We start from the raw sequence: 15,239 nt of genomic DNA, 5'->3' as shown, positions 1-15,239 counted from the left end.
CCGTGCAGCCTGCACGACTCGCGGTGTCGGGCGCTGCCTGCTCGCCCGGTCGACGGCCATGCCGTCATTGCTCGACGATGCCCAGCAGCAGCAACGTCAGCGAACCCAGTTGCGCCAGTATCGACGCCGATTGTGCACCGCGCAGGCCGTCGGTCAGCGCGCGCAGCAACCGGCCAGCCTGCGCGAGGCCGGCCCGCTCCAGCCGCGTGGCCTGCGCCAACGCACGCTCGATCGCGCCGCCGCCCTGATGGCGCATGCCCTGGCGCAGCCACTCGGCCAGCAGCGCCAGCGTGTCCTCCGCAAGCGCGACCAGCGCGGGCACCGGCTCGCGCCCGCCGGCCAGCGGCAGCAGTTGCGGCGGCGCCGCTTCGGTCTGCAGCACGACGGCGCGCTGTGCGGTCAACACGGCCAGCGGCCGCATCACGGCCGTGCCCGCATGCAGGCGCACGGTGCCCGCCAGCGCACGCAACGCGCCCCATTCGCCGGACAGCGCGCGCGCCAGCGCATCGACCGCGCCGGGCGCCACGGCGCGATGCGGCAGCGCGAGGTGCAGTGCATCGTCGCCGTCCGCGTCGGCCGTCCCGGCTTCCCCCTGTGCAAGCCGCGCGTGCAGCACCTGGGCGGCCGCATCCCAACGGACCGACCGCACGACCATGGGCTCGAACGCGACGACGTGCAGCGACCCGGCCGCGCCGGCCGCCGCGCCGTTCGCCGCCTGTCTCGGCCGCACGAAGTCGGGCAGCGCGTCACGCAGGTGCGCGACGAGCGCCGCGATGCCCGGCTGGCGGATCGGCGCGACGAGATCGTCCCAGGATGTCGGTGACAGCGGCAGCACGCCTGTCTGCCGTACGCCGGCCGCCATGTCGACCGCACCGTTGGCGCGCCGCTTGGCGGCCTTCGTGACGACCTGCCCGGCGGCGATCTGCCGCAACGGAAAACCCGCGACACGGCGGCCCGCCAGATCCGGGGCACGGCCGCCGGCCGCGACGTCGGCGGCACGCGGCCAGTTTCGCGTCAGCACCATCACGGTCTGCGTGTCGGGATCGGCGAACAGCACGCTCGCCCCCTCTTCCGCTTCGTCGGCCCACAGCTCGACGCCGAGCGACACCAGCCGCAGATGATCGAGTTCGACCTCGCCCTTCACGCCGATGCCGAGCATCTGGCGGGCCGGCACGGCGGCACCCTCGCGCTGCGTCGCGGCGGATATCGCCGCGCGCAGGCGCGCCCACAGTTCGGCCAGCACGCGCACGAGCCGCAGCGGCTCGAAACGGCTGCTGCGTGCGTGCTGCGCATGCACGAGCTGCCAGGCTTCGTCGAGTGCGTCGTCGACCCACTGCCAGCCGCGCTCGCGCAGGCGGCCACGCAGCGACTCCACGCGCGCGGCCAACGCGATCGGCGGCTGGCTCGAACCGTCCAGCCACAGCGCGTGTATCAGCCTGTCGAGGTCGGCGATCAACGCGTGCGCCGCGTCGTCGCGCAACGGCGACCGGTCGTCGTCACTCTCGCCTGCGTCGCCGGCCGGCGGGCGCACCTCGACGATCGTCTCCGATCCGCCGTCGGCCGGTACACCGGCCTGGCGGAATGCCCAGACGGCCACCACGACGTGCGCGCAGCCGCTGCCCTGCCGGCAGTCACAACGCGCATGCGCGAGCGAGCGGCGCGAGAAGAACCGCACGGTGCACATCGGCAGTCGCGCAACCGGCGACGACTGCGCGCCGGCCCCCGGCTGCACGGCCACAACGGGCCGGGAGGCCGCCATGCGCGCGGCCTGTTCGAGCACGGACGGCGCGAAGCTCGCCGTTAGCGCGGCGTCGTCGAAATCGGCGGGGCTCCATGTGCGATCCGCGGACGACGTCACGTTCGCGTCGTTATCCGGCGGTGCATCGCACGAACCGTCGCGCGTCTCGCCGTTCGCCACATCGTCGGGATTGCAGAGCGTTTCACCACGCGTATCGGCCTGCCCCGTCTTGCCGTCTTCGACTGCACGCACATCGCCCGGATCAGCCGCGTCGGCCGCTTCGTTCGCCTGCATGCTCGCCTGGTAGGCAAGCACGAGCATCACGCGATGCCGGCACATGCCGCTCGCGGTGCAGTTGCACGCCGCGTCGCGCAAGGTCCGGCCCGGCGGCAGGCTGGTACGCACGCCGTCGTCGAACGATGCGTGCACCGTACCGTCGCCGTCGACGGCCAGCGCCGGCACCGCGCCGGCTGCGACATCCTTCTGTGCACGCTTGACGAACCCGGCGTTGGCGAGCGCCGTCAGCGCTTCGGGCGTCAGTTCGAGCAGGTCGTCACGGATCGGCGCGCTCATCCCTGCACCTTTTCGGCGAGCCACGCGGCCAGTTGCCCGGGCGTCATCGCGCCGACTTGCGCACCGGCGTTCACAAGCCGCGCGGCCATCTCGCGGTCGTAGGCGGGTTCGGCTGCCGAATCGAGCGCGGCCAGCCCGAGCACGCGCGCGCCGCTCTCGGCCAGCGCCTTCACGCGGCGCACGAGCTCGTAGCCGCTGCCGCCTTCATAGAAATCGCTGACCAGCACGATGATCGTGCGTGCGGGATTCGCGACGCGGGATTGCGCATACGCGACGGCTTTCGCGATGTCCGTGCCGCCGCCGAGCTGGACCTTCATCAACAGCTCGACCGGGTCGGATACGTCGGCGGTCAGGTCGACCACCGACGTATCGAACGCCACGAGCCGCGTGCGCATGCCCGGCAATTGCCACAGGCACGCCGCCATCACCGCGCTGTGAATCACCGAGTTGACCATCGACCCGCTCTGGTCGACGAGCAGCACGATGTCCCACGGCTCGACGTGGCGACGCGTGCGACTGTTGAAGACCGGCGTGTCGAGATACAGCTTGCGCCGCTCGGGATGCCAGTGACGCAGGTTCGCGGCGAGCGTGCGGGTGTAGTCGAAATTGCGCGCGATCTTCATCCGCGAGCGCCGGCGGCGGTCGCGCGTGCCGCTGAAGGCCTGCCGCACCTCGGTCGCGAGCCGCTCCATGATGCGCCGGACCACCTCGGCAACCAGCCGCCGTGCGGCCGCCAGCACCTCGGGATTCATCAGGTGCTTCGTGTGCAGCACGGCGCGCAGCAACGATTCGGACGGCTCGATCCGCTCCAGCACGTCGAGGTTCGTGACGACTTCGTCGATGCCGAAGCGCTCGACCGCATCGCGTTCGAGGCGATCGATCACCTCCTTCGGAAACAGCGTGTGGATCGTGTTGATCCAGTCCGGCGTGCTCAGCGCGGACGGCCCGAGGCCGGCACCGCGCTCGCCACGCTGCGCGCGATCGTCGTCGCGACCGTACAGCCATTCGAGTGCCGCATCGGCGGCCTGCGCGTCGGCGCCCGGCTTGCCGCACGCGGCTTCGGCCGGTTCGCCGAGCAGCAGGCGCCAGCGTTCGAGCGGACCGGGAATGTTCAGCGGCATGGCAGGACTCGCGGAAACCGCGCCGCGCCGTGCCGAGACGGCGCGACATCGTCGTGGTGAAGGAAGAAGAAGCCAGGCGCGCTGCGGCCCGTCGATCGGCACGTCACGACGCCTCCGGGTCGGGCGTGAGCCCCCAGCGGCGCAGGCGGCCGAGCACCTGTGCCTCGATGCGCGCGGCGTGCGCGGCCTCCTCGGGCGATGCTTCGTCCGCGTGCCGCTCCGTCAATACACGGCGCGACAGGTGCGTCGCGTCGTGCAGCGTGAGCACCTGGTCCGCGAGCCGCCCGCGCTCTTGCGGCGGCAACCACGCGAACGCGCCGCGCAGCCCCGGCAGCGCGAGCACGAAATCGGCGTCGTCGAGCGCGCGCACGGTCGCATCCATGCCCGCGACGAAGGCCGGCGCGCTCGCCAGCGTCTCGCGCGCCAGCGCAAGCAAGCCGCCGAGCGCATCGCCGAGCGTGGCGGCCGGCATCGCCTTCAGCAGCGCCATCGCATCGTCGATGCGGGCGACGGGTTGACCGTCGTCGACACCGGCCTGCTCGGCAAGGCCGAGCAGCGCCCCGAGCGCCGCGCCGCGACTCGCGGGCGCCGCCGCCGTATCGGCCGCCTTGCGCCGCCAGACGGCCAGCGCGCGCAACGGTTCGATCACGAGCGGCGTGTGGGCGACACCAACGACACCGTCGACACCGGCCAGCACGTCGGCCACGATCCGGCGCAGCGCGACGTACCCCTGCACGTGGGCATCGAGATCGGCCGGCGGCAGCGTGGCGGCCGGCTCCAGCAACCATAGCGCGCGATCGAAACCGGCCTCGACGACGATCCGCAACACCGGTGCATCGCTCATGCCGAGCAGATGGCCATGACGCAGCAGCGTATGCAGGTTGCCGAGCGCCGGTGCGAGCGCCTCGAAGCGCTGCTCGCGCGCGACCGCATCGCGCAGCGTGTCCAGCAATGCGGTGCTCAGCGCTGCCAACCCGGCCCACGCAGCACGGTTCAGGCCATCCGCGAGCGGCGCGATGCGGCCGCCCGCCTCACGCAATTCATCCTCGAGCCGTGCGCGCGCCGCGTCGGACAGCGTCGCGCCCCACGCGCCGGCTTCGATCAGCGCAGCCTGCTGCTCGAGCGGCTCGCCGAGTTGCCAGACCTCGTCGCGCTCGCCCGACATCGCCAGCTGTGCGCCCTGGCGGCGCACGATGCCCGGCACGCGCAGCAGCGCCAGCCGGTGCAGCACGCGGCTGCGCGCACGACCCTGGTCGGTCAGCAGGTCGAGCGTCAGCGTGCCGTGCAGCACGATGCCGAGCGCGGCCAGTTCGTCGCGCACCGCGGCGACGAGCGGCGGTTGCGGCGTGCCCGGCGCGAGTTCGCCCGCGACGTCGCCCGCCAGCGCATCCATCGCCTCGACCAGCACCGGATCGGTGCCGGCCCGCAGCGGCCCGCGATAGGTCCACGGCAGCGGCGCGTCGAGCGCCTCCTTCACCAGCGCGCCGGCCAGTGCGTCGAGCCAGTCGCAACGCAGCGGCCGCGCATGGCCACGCAAGCGTGCCAGCCCTTCGGCCCGCACGTGCACGGCAATCAGGTCGGCCGTCGATACCGGCAGCTTGCGTGCACGCAGCCGCTGCATCACGTTCTCGAGCATGCGCCGCACGGCCTCTTCCGCGCCGTGAGCCCAGACCCACTGGTAATAGGCCGGCGAAGGCATCCCCGACGCGTAGCCTGCGAACGCGTCGAGGCGCTTGAACGTGTAAGGCACGAGATAGGAACCGTAGCGGACGCTGCGCGCGGCCTCGTCGGCGGGATTCGAAGCCGTCTCGCGCGCGCCGGCGTCATCCGCCTGTTCGTCCGGCACGGTGCAGGCACCGCCGTCGATCGAGCCGGGTTCGGGCGTGTCGGGCAACGCGGCCGGCAGCGTGTGCCAGAGTCGCGCCAGCGCCGGCGCGTGATAGCCGCCGCAGACGACCAGTACGTCGTCCGCCTGCCCGTCGGCTTCGGCGACGGCCCACGCGATCCAGCGCGCCATCATCCGCTCGCGTGCCTGGTTGCCGAGCGAGCCCGGATCGTCGTCGCGCAGATGCGAGAAGTAGGTCGACAGGCGCGCCGCGAGTTCGTCCAGCGCGCCCGGCGTATCGCCGACGTCCTCGAACAGGTGGTCCCATAGCGCGTCGCGGCCCTGTACGGCAAGCGTGTCCGCCAGCGCGCGCTCATAGGCATCGGCGCGCGCCTCGTGTTCGGCGTCCGCGACATCGGCATAGCGGTTCTCCAGCCGCGAGAACGCCGCGTGCCACGCGGGCAGGTCGATGAACCGAACCGTCGCGCCGACTTCGCGCCCCGCCTGCAATGCCTGCCATTCCGGCGAGTGCTCGGCGAACGGGGTCCACGACCCGTAATGCGCGGCAGCGCCGGACAGATAGCTGTAGATCGCGATCGGCAGGCGGTGCGGACGATACAGCTCGTCGAGCCGGCCGTTGAAATCGGCCGGCCCTTCGATCAGCACATAGCGCGGCCGCCGCGCACGGATGCGCTCGGCCACCAGCCGCGCGCAGGCCGGGCTGTGATGGCGGATGCCGATGATGTGGGGTTGGCTGGGCGTCACGGTCTGCATGCGGCGCGTGTCAGTTGACGTCGATACATGCGGCGGCGGCACCGGCGATTGCGATGGCGCCCAACCTGCCCTCGTCGCCATGTCCGCCGTGTCCGCCATCCACGCCGTGTCGGCCCACACGGTGCGCATCGGTCGCACCCCACCCCGGCCGCGGCATGCCGCCGTGATCGGTCGTACTCATGCCGCGCGTCACGGCAGGCGGTGGCGTGCCGCGTAGTACGCGCGCCAGTGCGCCCCTTCGCGCCGTGCAGCCTTTTGTTCGAAGTAGCGGCGCAGCTTCGCGCGATCGTCGGCGTTGTCCTTGACGACGGTGCCGGCGATGCAGTCGACGAGATCCTGCGGCGACCCTTCGCGCTGCTCGAGAAACCATGCACGCACGCCGACCGCGTGCGCGACGTTCACCGCTTCGGCCGTCGACATCACCGCCGTCAGCCGGTCCATCGCGCCGTCGCTGCCCGCCGCATCGCCGGCCCCGCCGCGCAAATCGCGAAACGTGGTGACCAGCAGTTCCAGCACCGGCTGCGGCACGGCTGCCGGAATGCCGCTGCCGGCCAGCAGGCGCGCGCTGGCTTCGCGCACGAGCGCGAGTTCGCTGTCGAAGTCGAGAATCGGAAACACGGTTTCGAAATCGAAGCGCCGCTTGAGCGCCGCGCTCATCTCGTTCACGCCACGGTCGCGCGTGTTCGCGGTCGCGATGATGTTGAAGCCCTCGCGCGCGTACAGCATCCCGTGTTCGCCGTGCAGTTCGGGCACCGCCATCACGCGATCGGACAGCATGCCGAGCAGGCAGTCCTGCACTTCCAGCGGCGCACGCGTGATTTCCTCGAAGCGCACGATCCGGCCGTCGTGCATGCCCTGGTACAGCGGCGCGGGCACGAGCGCGCGCGGGCTCGGCCCTTCGTTGATCAGCAACGCGTAGTTCCAGCCGTACTTGATCTGGTCTTCGGTGATCGATGCGCCGCCCTGGATCGTCAGCGTCGACGTGCCGCTGATCGCGGCCGCCAGCAGCTCGGACAGCATCGATTTTGCGGTGCCCGGCTCGCCGACCAGCATCAGCCCGCGGCCGGTGGCGAGCGTGACGAGCATGCGCTCGATGCTCGCGATCGGCGCGACCACCTTCGGCGCGATGCCGAGCGAGCGATCGCCGGCGATGAATGCGCGGGCGGCCGTCAGGCTCAGTTGCCAGCCCGGCGGGCGTGGTTGGCCGCCATCCTGCGCCTTCAGCTCCGCGAGCTGATCGGCATACAGGACTTCAGCGGGCGGACGCTGCAATGCATGCGGTTGAGACGGAGCCATGTCTGCTTCTTCTTGTCTTGTATTCGCGGTCGGGCTCGAATGCCCTCGGAGCGCGAATTATATCGCCGCGCGCGAGATCACGATCCGGCGATGACGGTTTTTGTCATCTCGCGGTTCGATCACCTGAGCGAGCGCTGGATTGCGATGGGTCGAGCCTGAGAGAAACCGCACCGGGCTCACGTTGCGCAACGTGCATCCGCACAATGCGCTTGCGACGCAGCTGTCAGGTCGGTTGGGTCGGAATCGCGGCTCAGTCGCGGGAGCGGGTGCTGGTTTGCGATGGGTCGAGCCTGAGAGAAACCGCACCGGGCTCACGTTGCGCAACGTGCATCCGCACACTGCGCGTGCGACGCCGCTGTCGGGTCGGTTGTGTCGGAATCGCGGTTCGGTCGCGGGAGCGGGTGCTGGTTTGCGACTGGTCAAGCCTGATGGAAACCACACCGGGCCGCACGTTGCGCATGCGACGCCGCAGCGGCGTCGGCCGGGCCGAAATCCGGATGATGTCCGGTCAAGCCAGACGAGGAGCAGGCGAGTATGCCTGTGGAAAAAGCGGAATCGGGCAACCCGAAGTGCCCGATCCGACAAGGGGAATTCATTGAACACACGAGCACTCGGTCGTCCTGACGTGACTCAGGTCATGACAGACATGGTGCTCGAGTCGGGTCGCGCCGCCAGGCGACTAGAACCGACGACGCGACAGACTGGACACGGTGGCGACCAACCGCGCGCTTTCGACCGTCGCCGCGGTCGCCCAGTTCACCCGGTTCGTCCTTGCCGACCGCATCCCGCACGCATCTTCGCCGGCATCACGCCGGCGAAGATTCATCGGCACGGGCCGGCGGCATCCCGTGTCGCCAATCCGGACCAGACCGCGATATCAGACCGCGATACGTGCCAGCCGGCTGCGGATGATCTCCGTCGCCTCGCTCACGATGCGCTCGACGAGTTCCTTCACGGTCGGGATATCGCGGATCAGGCCGACGACCAGACCGCACGACCATGCCCCCGCGTCGAGCGCGCCCTCCTTCATGATGCGCGGATACACGCCGGCGACCTCTTCGACGATATCGTCGAACCGGATGCCGGCGCCGAGCCGGCTTTCCTTTTCGAGGATGCGATCGACCGCGGCATTGCGCAGCACACGTTCGGTATTGCGCAACGGGCGCATGACCAGGCGCGTATCCAGTTCGGTCGCCGCGATCAGCGCCTGCTTCACGTTCTCGTGCACCGGCGCCTCGCGGGTGGCAATGAATCGCGTCCCCATGTTGACGCCATCCGCGCCGAGCGACAGTGCCGCAACCAGCGACCGGCCGTCAGCCATGCCGCCGGAGGCCACGAACGGAATCCTGAGCTCCTCGGCAGCACGTGGCAGCAGGATGAAGTTGGGAATGTCGTCCTCGCCCGGATGGCCACCGCACTCGAATCCGTCCACGCTGACCGCATCGCAGCCAATGGCCTCGGCCTTCAGCGCGTGACGAATCGACGTGCACTTGTGGATCACCTTGATGTGCGCCTCCTTGAGCGCCGCCAGGTAGGGCTGCGGGTTGTTGCCGGCCGTTTCGACGACCTTGACCCCGCCTTCGACGATGGCCCGGATATAGCCGGGATAGTCGGGGGACGTGACTGTCGGCAGGAAAGTGAGGTTCACGCCGAACGGCTTGTCGGTCATCTCGCGGCAACGCCGGATTTCGGCAGCCAGATCGGCCGGCGATCGCTGGGTCAGGCCGGTGATGATGCCGAGGCCACCGGCGTTGGAGACTGCGGCCGCCAGCTCCGCGTACCCGACGTGGTGCATGCCGCCCTGGATGATCGGATATTCGATGCCGAAGAGTTCGGTGATCCTGGTTTTCATGATGTTTGCGGTTCAGGTTGAGACGAAAGCGCCTTCGCATGCAGGGAACGCCTTGCGGCCACGACACGCGTCACGGCGCGCCGAATTGCCGGTGCGAAGCCGATGGAAATCCATGCTGCCAGGCAACGGAGGCGACTAGCGCTACCCAAGGGCGACCGCATTTGCGTTCGCACGGCCCGGACAGCACACGATGTCGCCTCCCCTGCGCTGCCGGCCGCGTGGGCGATTCTGTCTCCACCCGGCGGCTGGCGCGAGGTAGGCCAGGTGGACATGGACAGTTTCCCCCGGGTTCGAATTGCCGTACATTGGCGAAACTGACACATTGAATGCGATATCCGACACACCATGCCCCGCGCCGCCATCCTTGCGTATGACGATTGCTACGCTTCCAGCCTGGGAGGGTTCGCCGACATCCTTCAGATCGCGAACTCGCACTTGCGGCGACAAAGGGGCGATGCAATTGCGCAGTTCGAATGGCGGTTCGTTTCTCCGAAGGGGGAACCCGTCATGGCGAGCAACGGGTTGCAACTGAACACGGAGCCGATCCGGCCGCGCGAGAAGTTCGACCTGGTTTTCATTCCCAGCGCGCATTACGCAAGCGGCAAGGCCTTCGACCGGTTGCTGGCACGACAGTCCGCCGCATGCGACTGGCTGGTTTCGCAATGGAACGCGGGGGCCTACCTTGCGGCAAACTGCACCGGCACTTTCATACTGGCCAAAACCGGCCTCCTCGACGAACGGCCCGCGACGACCACGTGGTGGCTGGCCGATCAGTTCCGCAGCCGGTTTCCCCGCGTCGACCTTCAGCTGGAACCCGTCGTGACCGAAGCCGACCGCCTGATCTGTGCCGGGGCGTCGGCGTCCTACCTGCTGCAAACAATCCACGTCATCGAGCGCTTCGCCGGGGCGGTCATCGCCGCGCAGTGCGCCAAGACGATGCTGATCGACGTCAGCCAGACGAAGCAATTGCCGTATCTCCCGTTGCTGGCGGACAAGGAACACGCCGACTCGCTGGTTCACCGCGCGCAGCATTGGCTGCAGAAGAACATGACGAAGGACGTGAAGATGTCGGAGATGGCGCAAGAGCTTGGCGTGAGCGAGCGCACGATCATCCGCCGATTCCACGCAGCGCTGGATCAGCCGCCATTGCGGTACTTGCAGAGCCTGCGCATCGAAGCCGCGCGCGGTTTGCTGGAGGCAGGCGATCTCAGCCTCGAGCGGATTACGGCCCAGGTGGGATACAGCGATACGAGCTCGTTCTGCCGACTGTTCAAGGACAAGGTCGGCCTCAGCCCCGGCGCATACCGCGATCGCTTTCGACCGACGGGGGATTCGCAAACAGCCTGACCTGAAAAACCCGGCCGGCGCGACGCTCCGCGACAGGTGCCAGGAAGCGGCCGCATATGAGCTGAAACGTCGACCCGGTCGGCCGAATCCAGCCAGTCGCACCGGATCGGGATTCGGCACAACGCAGCCATCACGCAACGCCGTCACACGCAGCCGGATACCGCCGTCAGGCGCGGCGGATAATTGTCTTCAAGACCGGGCCTGCGATGCCCGACAGGATCGAGCGACACCCCCACCACCCACCGGAGGGCAGCATGGCGATTCACGAAGTCTTCCCCTATTTGCGCGCCCTGCGCGCGGACGACGCCATCGCGTTCTATGCGAAGGCGTTCGGCGCGCGGGAGAAATTCCGTCTCGTCGAACCGTCGGGGCGCATCGGCCACGCGGAACTGCAGCTCGGCCCGTGCACGCTGATGATCTCCGACGCGTTCCCCGAATACGATCTCCCTGCCCCCGATCCCGATGGCAAGGCGCCGATGCTGCTTCACCTGCACGTCGACGACGCGGACGCGACCATCGCCGCAGCGGTCGCGGCCGGCGCGCAGCTGACCCGCCCGATCCAGGACGAGTTCCACGGCGAGCGCGCCGGCAAGATTCGCGACCCGTTCGGTTACGATTGGCTGATCGGGCATACGATCGAAGCGGTCGAACCCGATGAAATGCAGCGGCGTTATACGGCGCTGCTGTCCGGCGATCAGCAGAAAACCTGACCGGCGCGCCGCGCGCACCGATCGATCATCCCGACATTCGCGATGCACTATCACCCCGACGACATCCACCGGCTCTACCGGAGCGTACCGACGCTGCTGCTGAACCGCCCGGCTCCGGCCGGACAGTTCCTGGCCGCTGCTGTCGAGACCGGCGCCGAACTCGGCCATGTGTTGCGAGACTATCCGCAGGTCCGCTACCAACCGCTCGATTTCCACTACCTGTGCCAGCAAAGCCTGTCCGTGCTCGACGACGCGCTGCTGGCCGACCTCACGCGCGACATGAACCATGGATGGCGCGGCGCGCACTGGGCCGCGCTGTTGATCGCGTTATCGGGCGACGCGCGCCATCTGCCGCACCTCGACGAAGTCAGGCGCCACCGCGGCGTCGAGTGGACGGCCGAGCTTGCCGACGCCGCGTCCGGCCCCGATGCGCGGTCGTCGGCATTCCATGGCTGCCAGTCGGTCGTGCGCCTGCGCGATCAGCTTGCCGCGTTGCCGCGCGTCGCGGTCCGCTTGCGGCCCAGCCTCTCACCGGAAGCACTCGAAGCCAAGGCGATCGCCGTCCGTGCCGCGTATCGCAGCGGTGGCGTCGAAACCGCACTGCCGGTTGCCCGCCGCTAACCTGCCCGCCGTCCATCGCTCGACGAACGAGCACGCGACGGCCAACTGACTCACCCGACACCCCCTCGAGCCCTCGAACGCATCGCAACCCCGGCGACGCACTTTCCGCCGCACCGCACGCTTCCCGTCTTCGTCCCGCCGCGATTCCACGCGATTTCGCAGAGGACCTTTCCTGTGCAACGCCTTAATCGACCGCCGCACGATCTCCAATAATGGCCGCTCGATCCGCCGGCCGCCGCGCCGGGAAAACGATAAAAACTCCTTTGCATTCCTACAAGATGAAAAAACACGCCAGCACTCGACTCGCGGGGACCGCCATTGCCACCTACCTGACCGCCTTCGCGTCGGGCAGCGCGCACGCACAGAGCAGCGTGACGCTGTACGGCCTGATCGACACGTCGATCACCTACGCGACCAATCAGCGCACGCATGGCGCCGGCTCGCCGGGCAGCGGCAGCGTCGCGATGACGAGCGGTGCACTGAACGCGTCGCGCTGGGGGCTGCGCGGCCGCGAGGATCTCGGCGGCGGGATGGCCGCGATCTTCGGGCTCGAGAACGGCTTCTCGGGCACCACCGGTGCGCTGTCGCAGAAAGGCGTCGACATGTTCGGCCGCCAGGCATGGGTGGGCGTGAGCTCGAAGACGGCCGGCACGCTCACGTTCGGCCGCCAGTACGACCTGATCCTCGATTTCGTGACGCCGCTCGGCGCGTCCGGCCCCGGCTGGGGCGGCAACCTCGCGGTTCATCCGTACGACAACGACGATTCGAACCGCAACCTTCGCATCAACAACGCGGTGAAGTACACGAGCCCGACCTACCGCGGGCTGACGTTCGGCGCGATGTACGGGTTCTCGAACACGGCCGGCCAGTTCTCCAACAACGCGGCGTGGAGTGCGGGCGTGTCGTATGCGAACGGGCCGTTGAAGCTCGGCGCCGGCTACCTGAAGATCAGCCGCGACCGCAATGCACCGAACCCGAATGGCGCGCTCAGCACGGTCGACGGCTCTGCGACGATCACCGGCGGCAACCAGCAGATCTGGGCCGCGGCCGGCCGTTATGCCTTCGGGCCGCATTCGGTCGGCGCCGCGTGGTCGCACTCGACCACCGACGGCGTGACAGGCGTGCTCCAGGGCGGCAGCATTGCGCCGTTGAAGGGTGAATCGCTGGTGTTCGACAACTTCTCGGTCGACGGGCGCTTCGCCGTCACGCGTGCGTTGAGCCTGTCCGCCGCGTACACGTACACGATGGGTCGCTTCGACACGCGTACCGGCCAGACGCGCCCGAAATGGAACCAGGTCGTCGCGCAAGCCGACTATGCGCTGTCGAAGCGCACGGATGCCTATCTCGAGGGCGTCTACCAGAGCGTCAGCGGCGGCAACGGCAATCCCGCGTTCAACGCGACCGTCTGGACGCTGACGCCGTCGGCGAACAGCAACCAGGTCGTCGTCGCGCTGGGGCTGCGGCACAAGTTCTGACGACGCGGCGTAGCGCTGCCGCGCCGACCGCGCGCCGCATGCGTTTCCCGCGCCGCTCGATCGTCATGCCCTGAGCCGGAAAGGCCGTGCCCGTGCGCGGCCTTTTCGCTGTGGCATCGCCCCGCGCGACGGCAAGAATGCCGCCCGGTCTGTCGCGCCGGCGCAAAAAAATGCGGAGAAACTGGTCACGCTGTGACATTTTTCCTAATCTGTTTGCAGCGACGCCGTAATTTGGCGTTCCGGCCGCGACACTCTTTCATATGGCGCACCACCGGCTTACGAACACGATTCACGTCGTGGATGCCGGACCTTTCGCGCTGTTGCGGCCGGATACGGACGTGCCGATCGCACGCCCCACGCGTTCAATGCAGTCAACCGCAGGAGACGAACGATGAGCAAAACGAACCGATTTGCGGTCCTGGCAACCGTCGTATTGCTGGCCGGTTGCCACCACGCGGCCAAGACACCCGAGAATGCCGGCATGGCGCCGGCGCCCTCGAGCGAAGCCGTCGCAACGGTGACGGCCGACGAACTCAATAATCCGAACAGCCCGCTCGCGAAGCGCAGCATCTACTTCGATTTCGACCAGTACTCCGTCAAGCCCGAATATCAGTCGCTGCTGCAGGCGCACGCCGACTACCTGCGCAGCCATCCAGCGCGGCACGTGCTGATCCAGGGCAACACCGACGAACGCGGCACGTCCGAATACAACCTCGCGCTCGGCGAACGCCGTTCGCAGGCCGTGGCGAGCGCGCTCGAAACGCTCGGTGTGCAAGCCACGCAACTCGAGGCGGTCAGCCTCGGCAAGGAAAAGCCCGTCGCGCTCGGCCACGACGAGGATTCGTGGGCGCAGAACCGTCGCGCCGATCTCGTCTATCGTTGATCGCGGGCCGCCGCGACAGCGGCGGCTTCCGGTTCAGGAACGGCATGGCAGCCAGCAGGCCGCGGAAGCGGCCGTGCGGCGCCTACATGCCACCGACGATGGCGCACTGCCTCTCGATCAACGCCGACGTACAAGCCGGCGATGCAGCCAGTACGACATCACGGCCGACGCCACCATCGCACTGAGCGTGGCGACCACTTTGACGGCGCCGAACTTGTCGGACTTCGTCAGGCAATTCACGATTTCGACGAAACCGAGCGTCGCGCCGGCACCGGCGACCATCCCCAGCAGCACGAACCAGCGCCGCTGGATTCGCGTGCCGATCGCGCCCATGATGCCGCCTGCCACGGCCGCCGGCAGGAAAAAGCCGAGCAGGAACGACCCGAAGAAGATCAGCGGCACCATGCCGGCACTGACATTCAGTCGCTCCCACGACGGGCCGTCGATCAACGACCACGCGATCAGCATCACAGCCGGCCAGACGAGCGATGTGATCAGCGGGCCGCCGACGGCAAACGACACGCAGCCGAGCGCGACGGAATGGGACGGACGCGACGTCGAACGTTCAACGGTGGCACTCATGTTTTTGTAGTCGGAATCGGAATGGCGGCCTGCCGGAGTGTACCAAGGCGCCGCGCGACGGCTCCGATCCGCCCCCTTCGCGCTCGATCATCCACAAAAATCATGGAATAAACGATCCGCCAGAAACGTTTCGTGTTTCGTCAGTGCGCAGACGAGCGGTTCACGCGAACCGGCCTTTCCCGCGGCCTGCGCGTGGCAAGGAGGCGGACATGAAATCGGCAACGTTGGCCGCGGCGCTGATCGCGGCGCTGGTGCTTGTGCTGTCGGCGGGATGTACGTCGGGCAGCGGCACTTCGCAAGGGCCCGGCATGAGCCGGTACGGCGGCGGGTCGGGAGGCAGCGGAAGTGGAGGCGGTGGCGGAGGCGGCAGCGGCTACTGAAGAGCCGCCGCAAAAAGTCGGGCGGGGCGTCGCGCGCGAACGCCGGAAACCGGCTGAATCGC

12 protein-coding genes are annotated in these 15,239 nt (G+C 68.6%); 6 read left to right on the top strand and 6 right to left on the bottom strand.

Features of this window, described 5'->3' with window-relative positions; genetic code table 11:
- Positions 1-64: 64 nt before the first annotated feature.
- From ACPTTF_RS24450 to ACPTTF_RS24430, 5 genes are all read right to left on the bottom strand, one after another.
- Entirely contained in the window at positions 65-2,311 is a 2,247-nt protein-coding gene (locus tag ACPTTF_RS24450; protein ID WP_423368565.1) for a hypothetical protein, read from the bottom strand.
- The gene (locus ACPTTF_RS24445) at positions 2,308-3,432 is read right to left on the bottom strand and encodes a vWA domain-containing protein (protein WP_423368564.1); all 1,125 of its coding nucleotides are present in this window, start codon (positions 3,430-3,432) and stop codon (positions 2,308-2,310) included. The genes ACPTTF_RS24450 and ACPTTF_RS24445 overlap by 4 nt, the downstream gene beginning before the upstream one ends.
- 103 nt (positions 3,433-3,535) lie before the next feature.
- Positions 3,536-6,031, bottom strand: coding sequence for a DUF5682 family protein (locus ACPTTF_RS24440; RefSeq protein WP_423368563.1), 2,496 nt, complete (start codon positions 6,029-6,031; stop codon positions 3,536-3,538).
- Between the two features lie 189 nt (positions 6,032-6,220).
- Entirely contained in the window at positions 6,221-7,327 is a 1,107-nt protein-coding gene (locus tag ACPTTF_RS24435) for an ATP-binding protein (protein ID WP_166952495.1), read from the bottom strand.
- 877 nt (positions 7,328-8,204) lie between these two features.
- Positions 8,205-9,179 carry an NAD(P)H-dependent flavin oxidoreductase gene (locus ACPTTF_RS24430; RefSeq protein WP_423368562.1) on the bottom strand — a complete coding sequence of 325 codons (975 nt, stop codon included), beginning with the start codon at positions 9,177-9,179 and terminating at the stop codon, positions 8,205-8,207.
- 345 nt (positions 9,180-9,524) lie between these two features.
- On the opposite strand from ACPTTF_RS24430, the gene ACPTTF_RS24425 reads away from it, so the two are divergent.
- The 5 genes from ACPTTF_RS24425 (at position 9,525) to pal (ending at position 14,215) form a co-directional block, all read left to right on the top strand.
- Positions 9,525-10,526, top strand: a complete 1,002-nt coding sequence (locus tag ACPTTF_RS24425; protein ID WP_423368561.1) for a GlxA family transcriptional regulator — start codon at positions 9,525-9,527, stop codon at positions 10,524-10,526.
- Between the two features lie 254 nt (positions 10,527-10,780).
- The gene (locus tag ACPTTF_RS24420; RefSeq protein WP_423368560.1) at positions 10,781-11,236 is read left to right on the top strand and encodes a VOC family protein; all 456 of its coding nucleotides are present in this window, start codon (positions 10,781-10,783) and stop codon (positions 11,234-11,236) included.
- Between the two features lie 42 nt (positions 11,237-11,278).
- Entirely contained in the window at positions 11,279-11,857 is a 579-nt protein-coding gene (locus ACPTTF_RS24415; RefSeq protein WP_423368559.1) for a hypothetical protein, read from the top strand.
- Between the two features lie 278 nt (positions 11,858-12,135).
- Entirely contained in the window at positions 12,136-13,332 is a 1,197-nt protein-coding gene (locus tag ACPTTF_RS24410; RefSeq protein ID WP_423368558.1) for a porin, read from the top strand.
- 391 nt (positions 13,333-13,723) lie between these two features.
- On the top strand, positions 13,724-14,215 hold the full coding sequence (pal, locus tag ACPTTF_RS24405; RefSeq protein ID WP_166952480.1) for a peptidoglycan-associated lipoprotein Pal: 492 nt from the start codon (positions 13,724-13,726) through the stop codon (positions 14,213-14,215).
- Positions 14,216-14,332: 117 nt separating this feature from the next.
- Here pal and ACPTTF_RS24400 read toward each other — a convergent pair whose 3' ends face one another.
- Positions 14,333-14,797: a hypothetical protein gene (locus ACPTTF_RS24400; protein ID WP_423368557.1), complete on the bottom strand. Its 465-nt coding sequence runs from the start codon at positions 14,795-14,797 to the stop codon at positions 14,333-14,335.
- 209 nt (positions 14,798-15,006) lie between these two features.
- Here ACPTTF_RS24400 and ACPTTF_RS24395 point away from each other — a divergent pair, with 209 nt between their 5' ends.
- A complete protein-coding gene (locus tag ACPTTF_RS24395) occupies positions 15,007-15,177 on the top strand; it encodes a hypothetical protein (protein WP_423368556.1) in 171 nt (56 codons plus the stop codon).
- Positions 15,178-15,239 lie beyond the last annotated feature (62 nt).

Source organism: Burkholderia crassaminum, assembly GCF_964265005.1.
In the GTDB taxonomy this organism is placed as follows: Bacteria; Pseudomonadota; Gammaproteobacteria; order Burkholderiales; family Burkholderiaceae; genus Burkholderia.
Note: the sequence above shows the minus strand (reverse complement) of the source record. Positions and strands in the feature narration are given on the sequence as shown.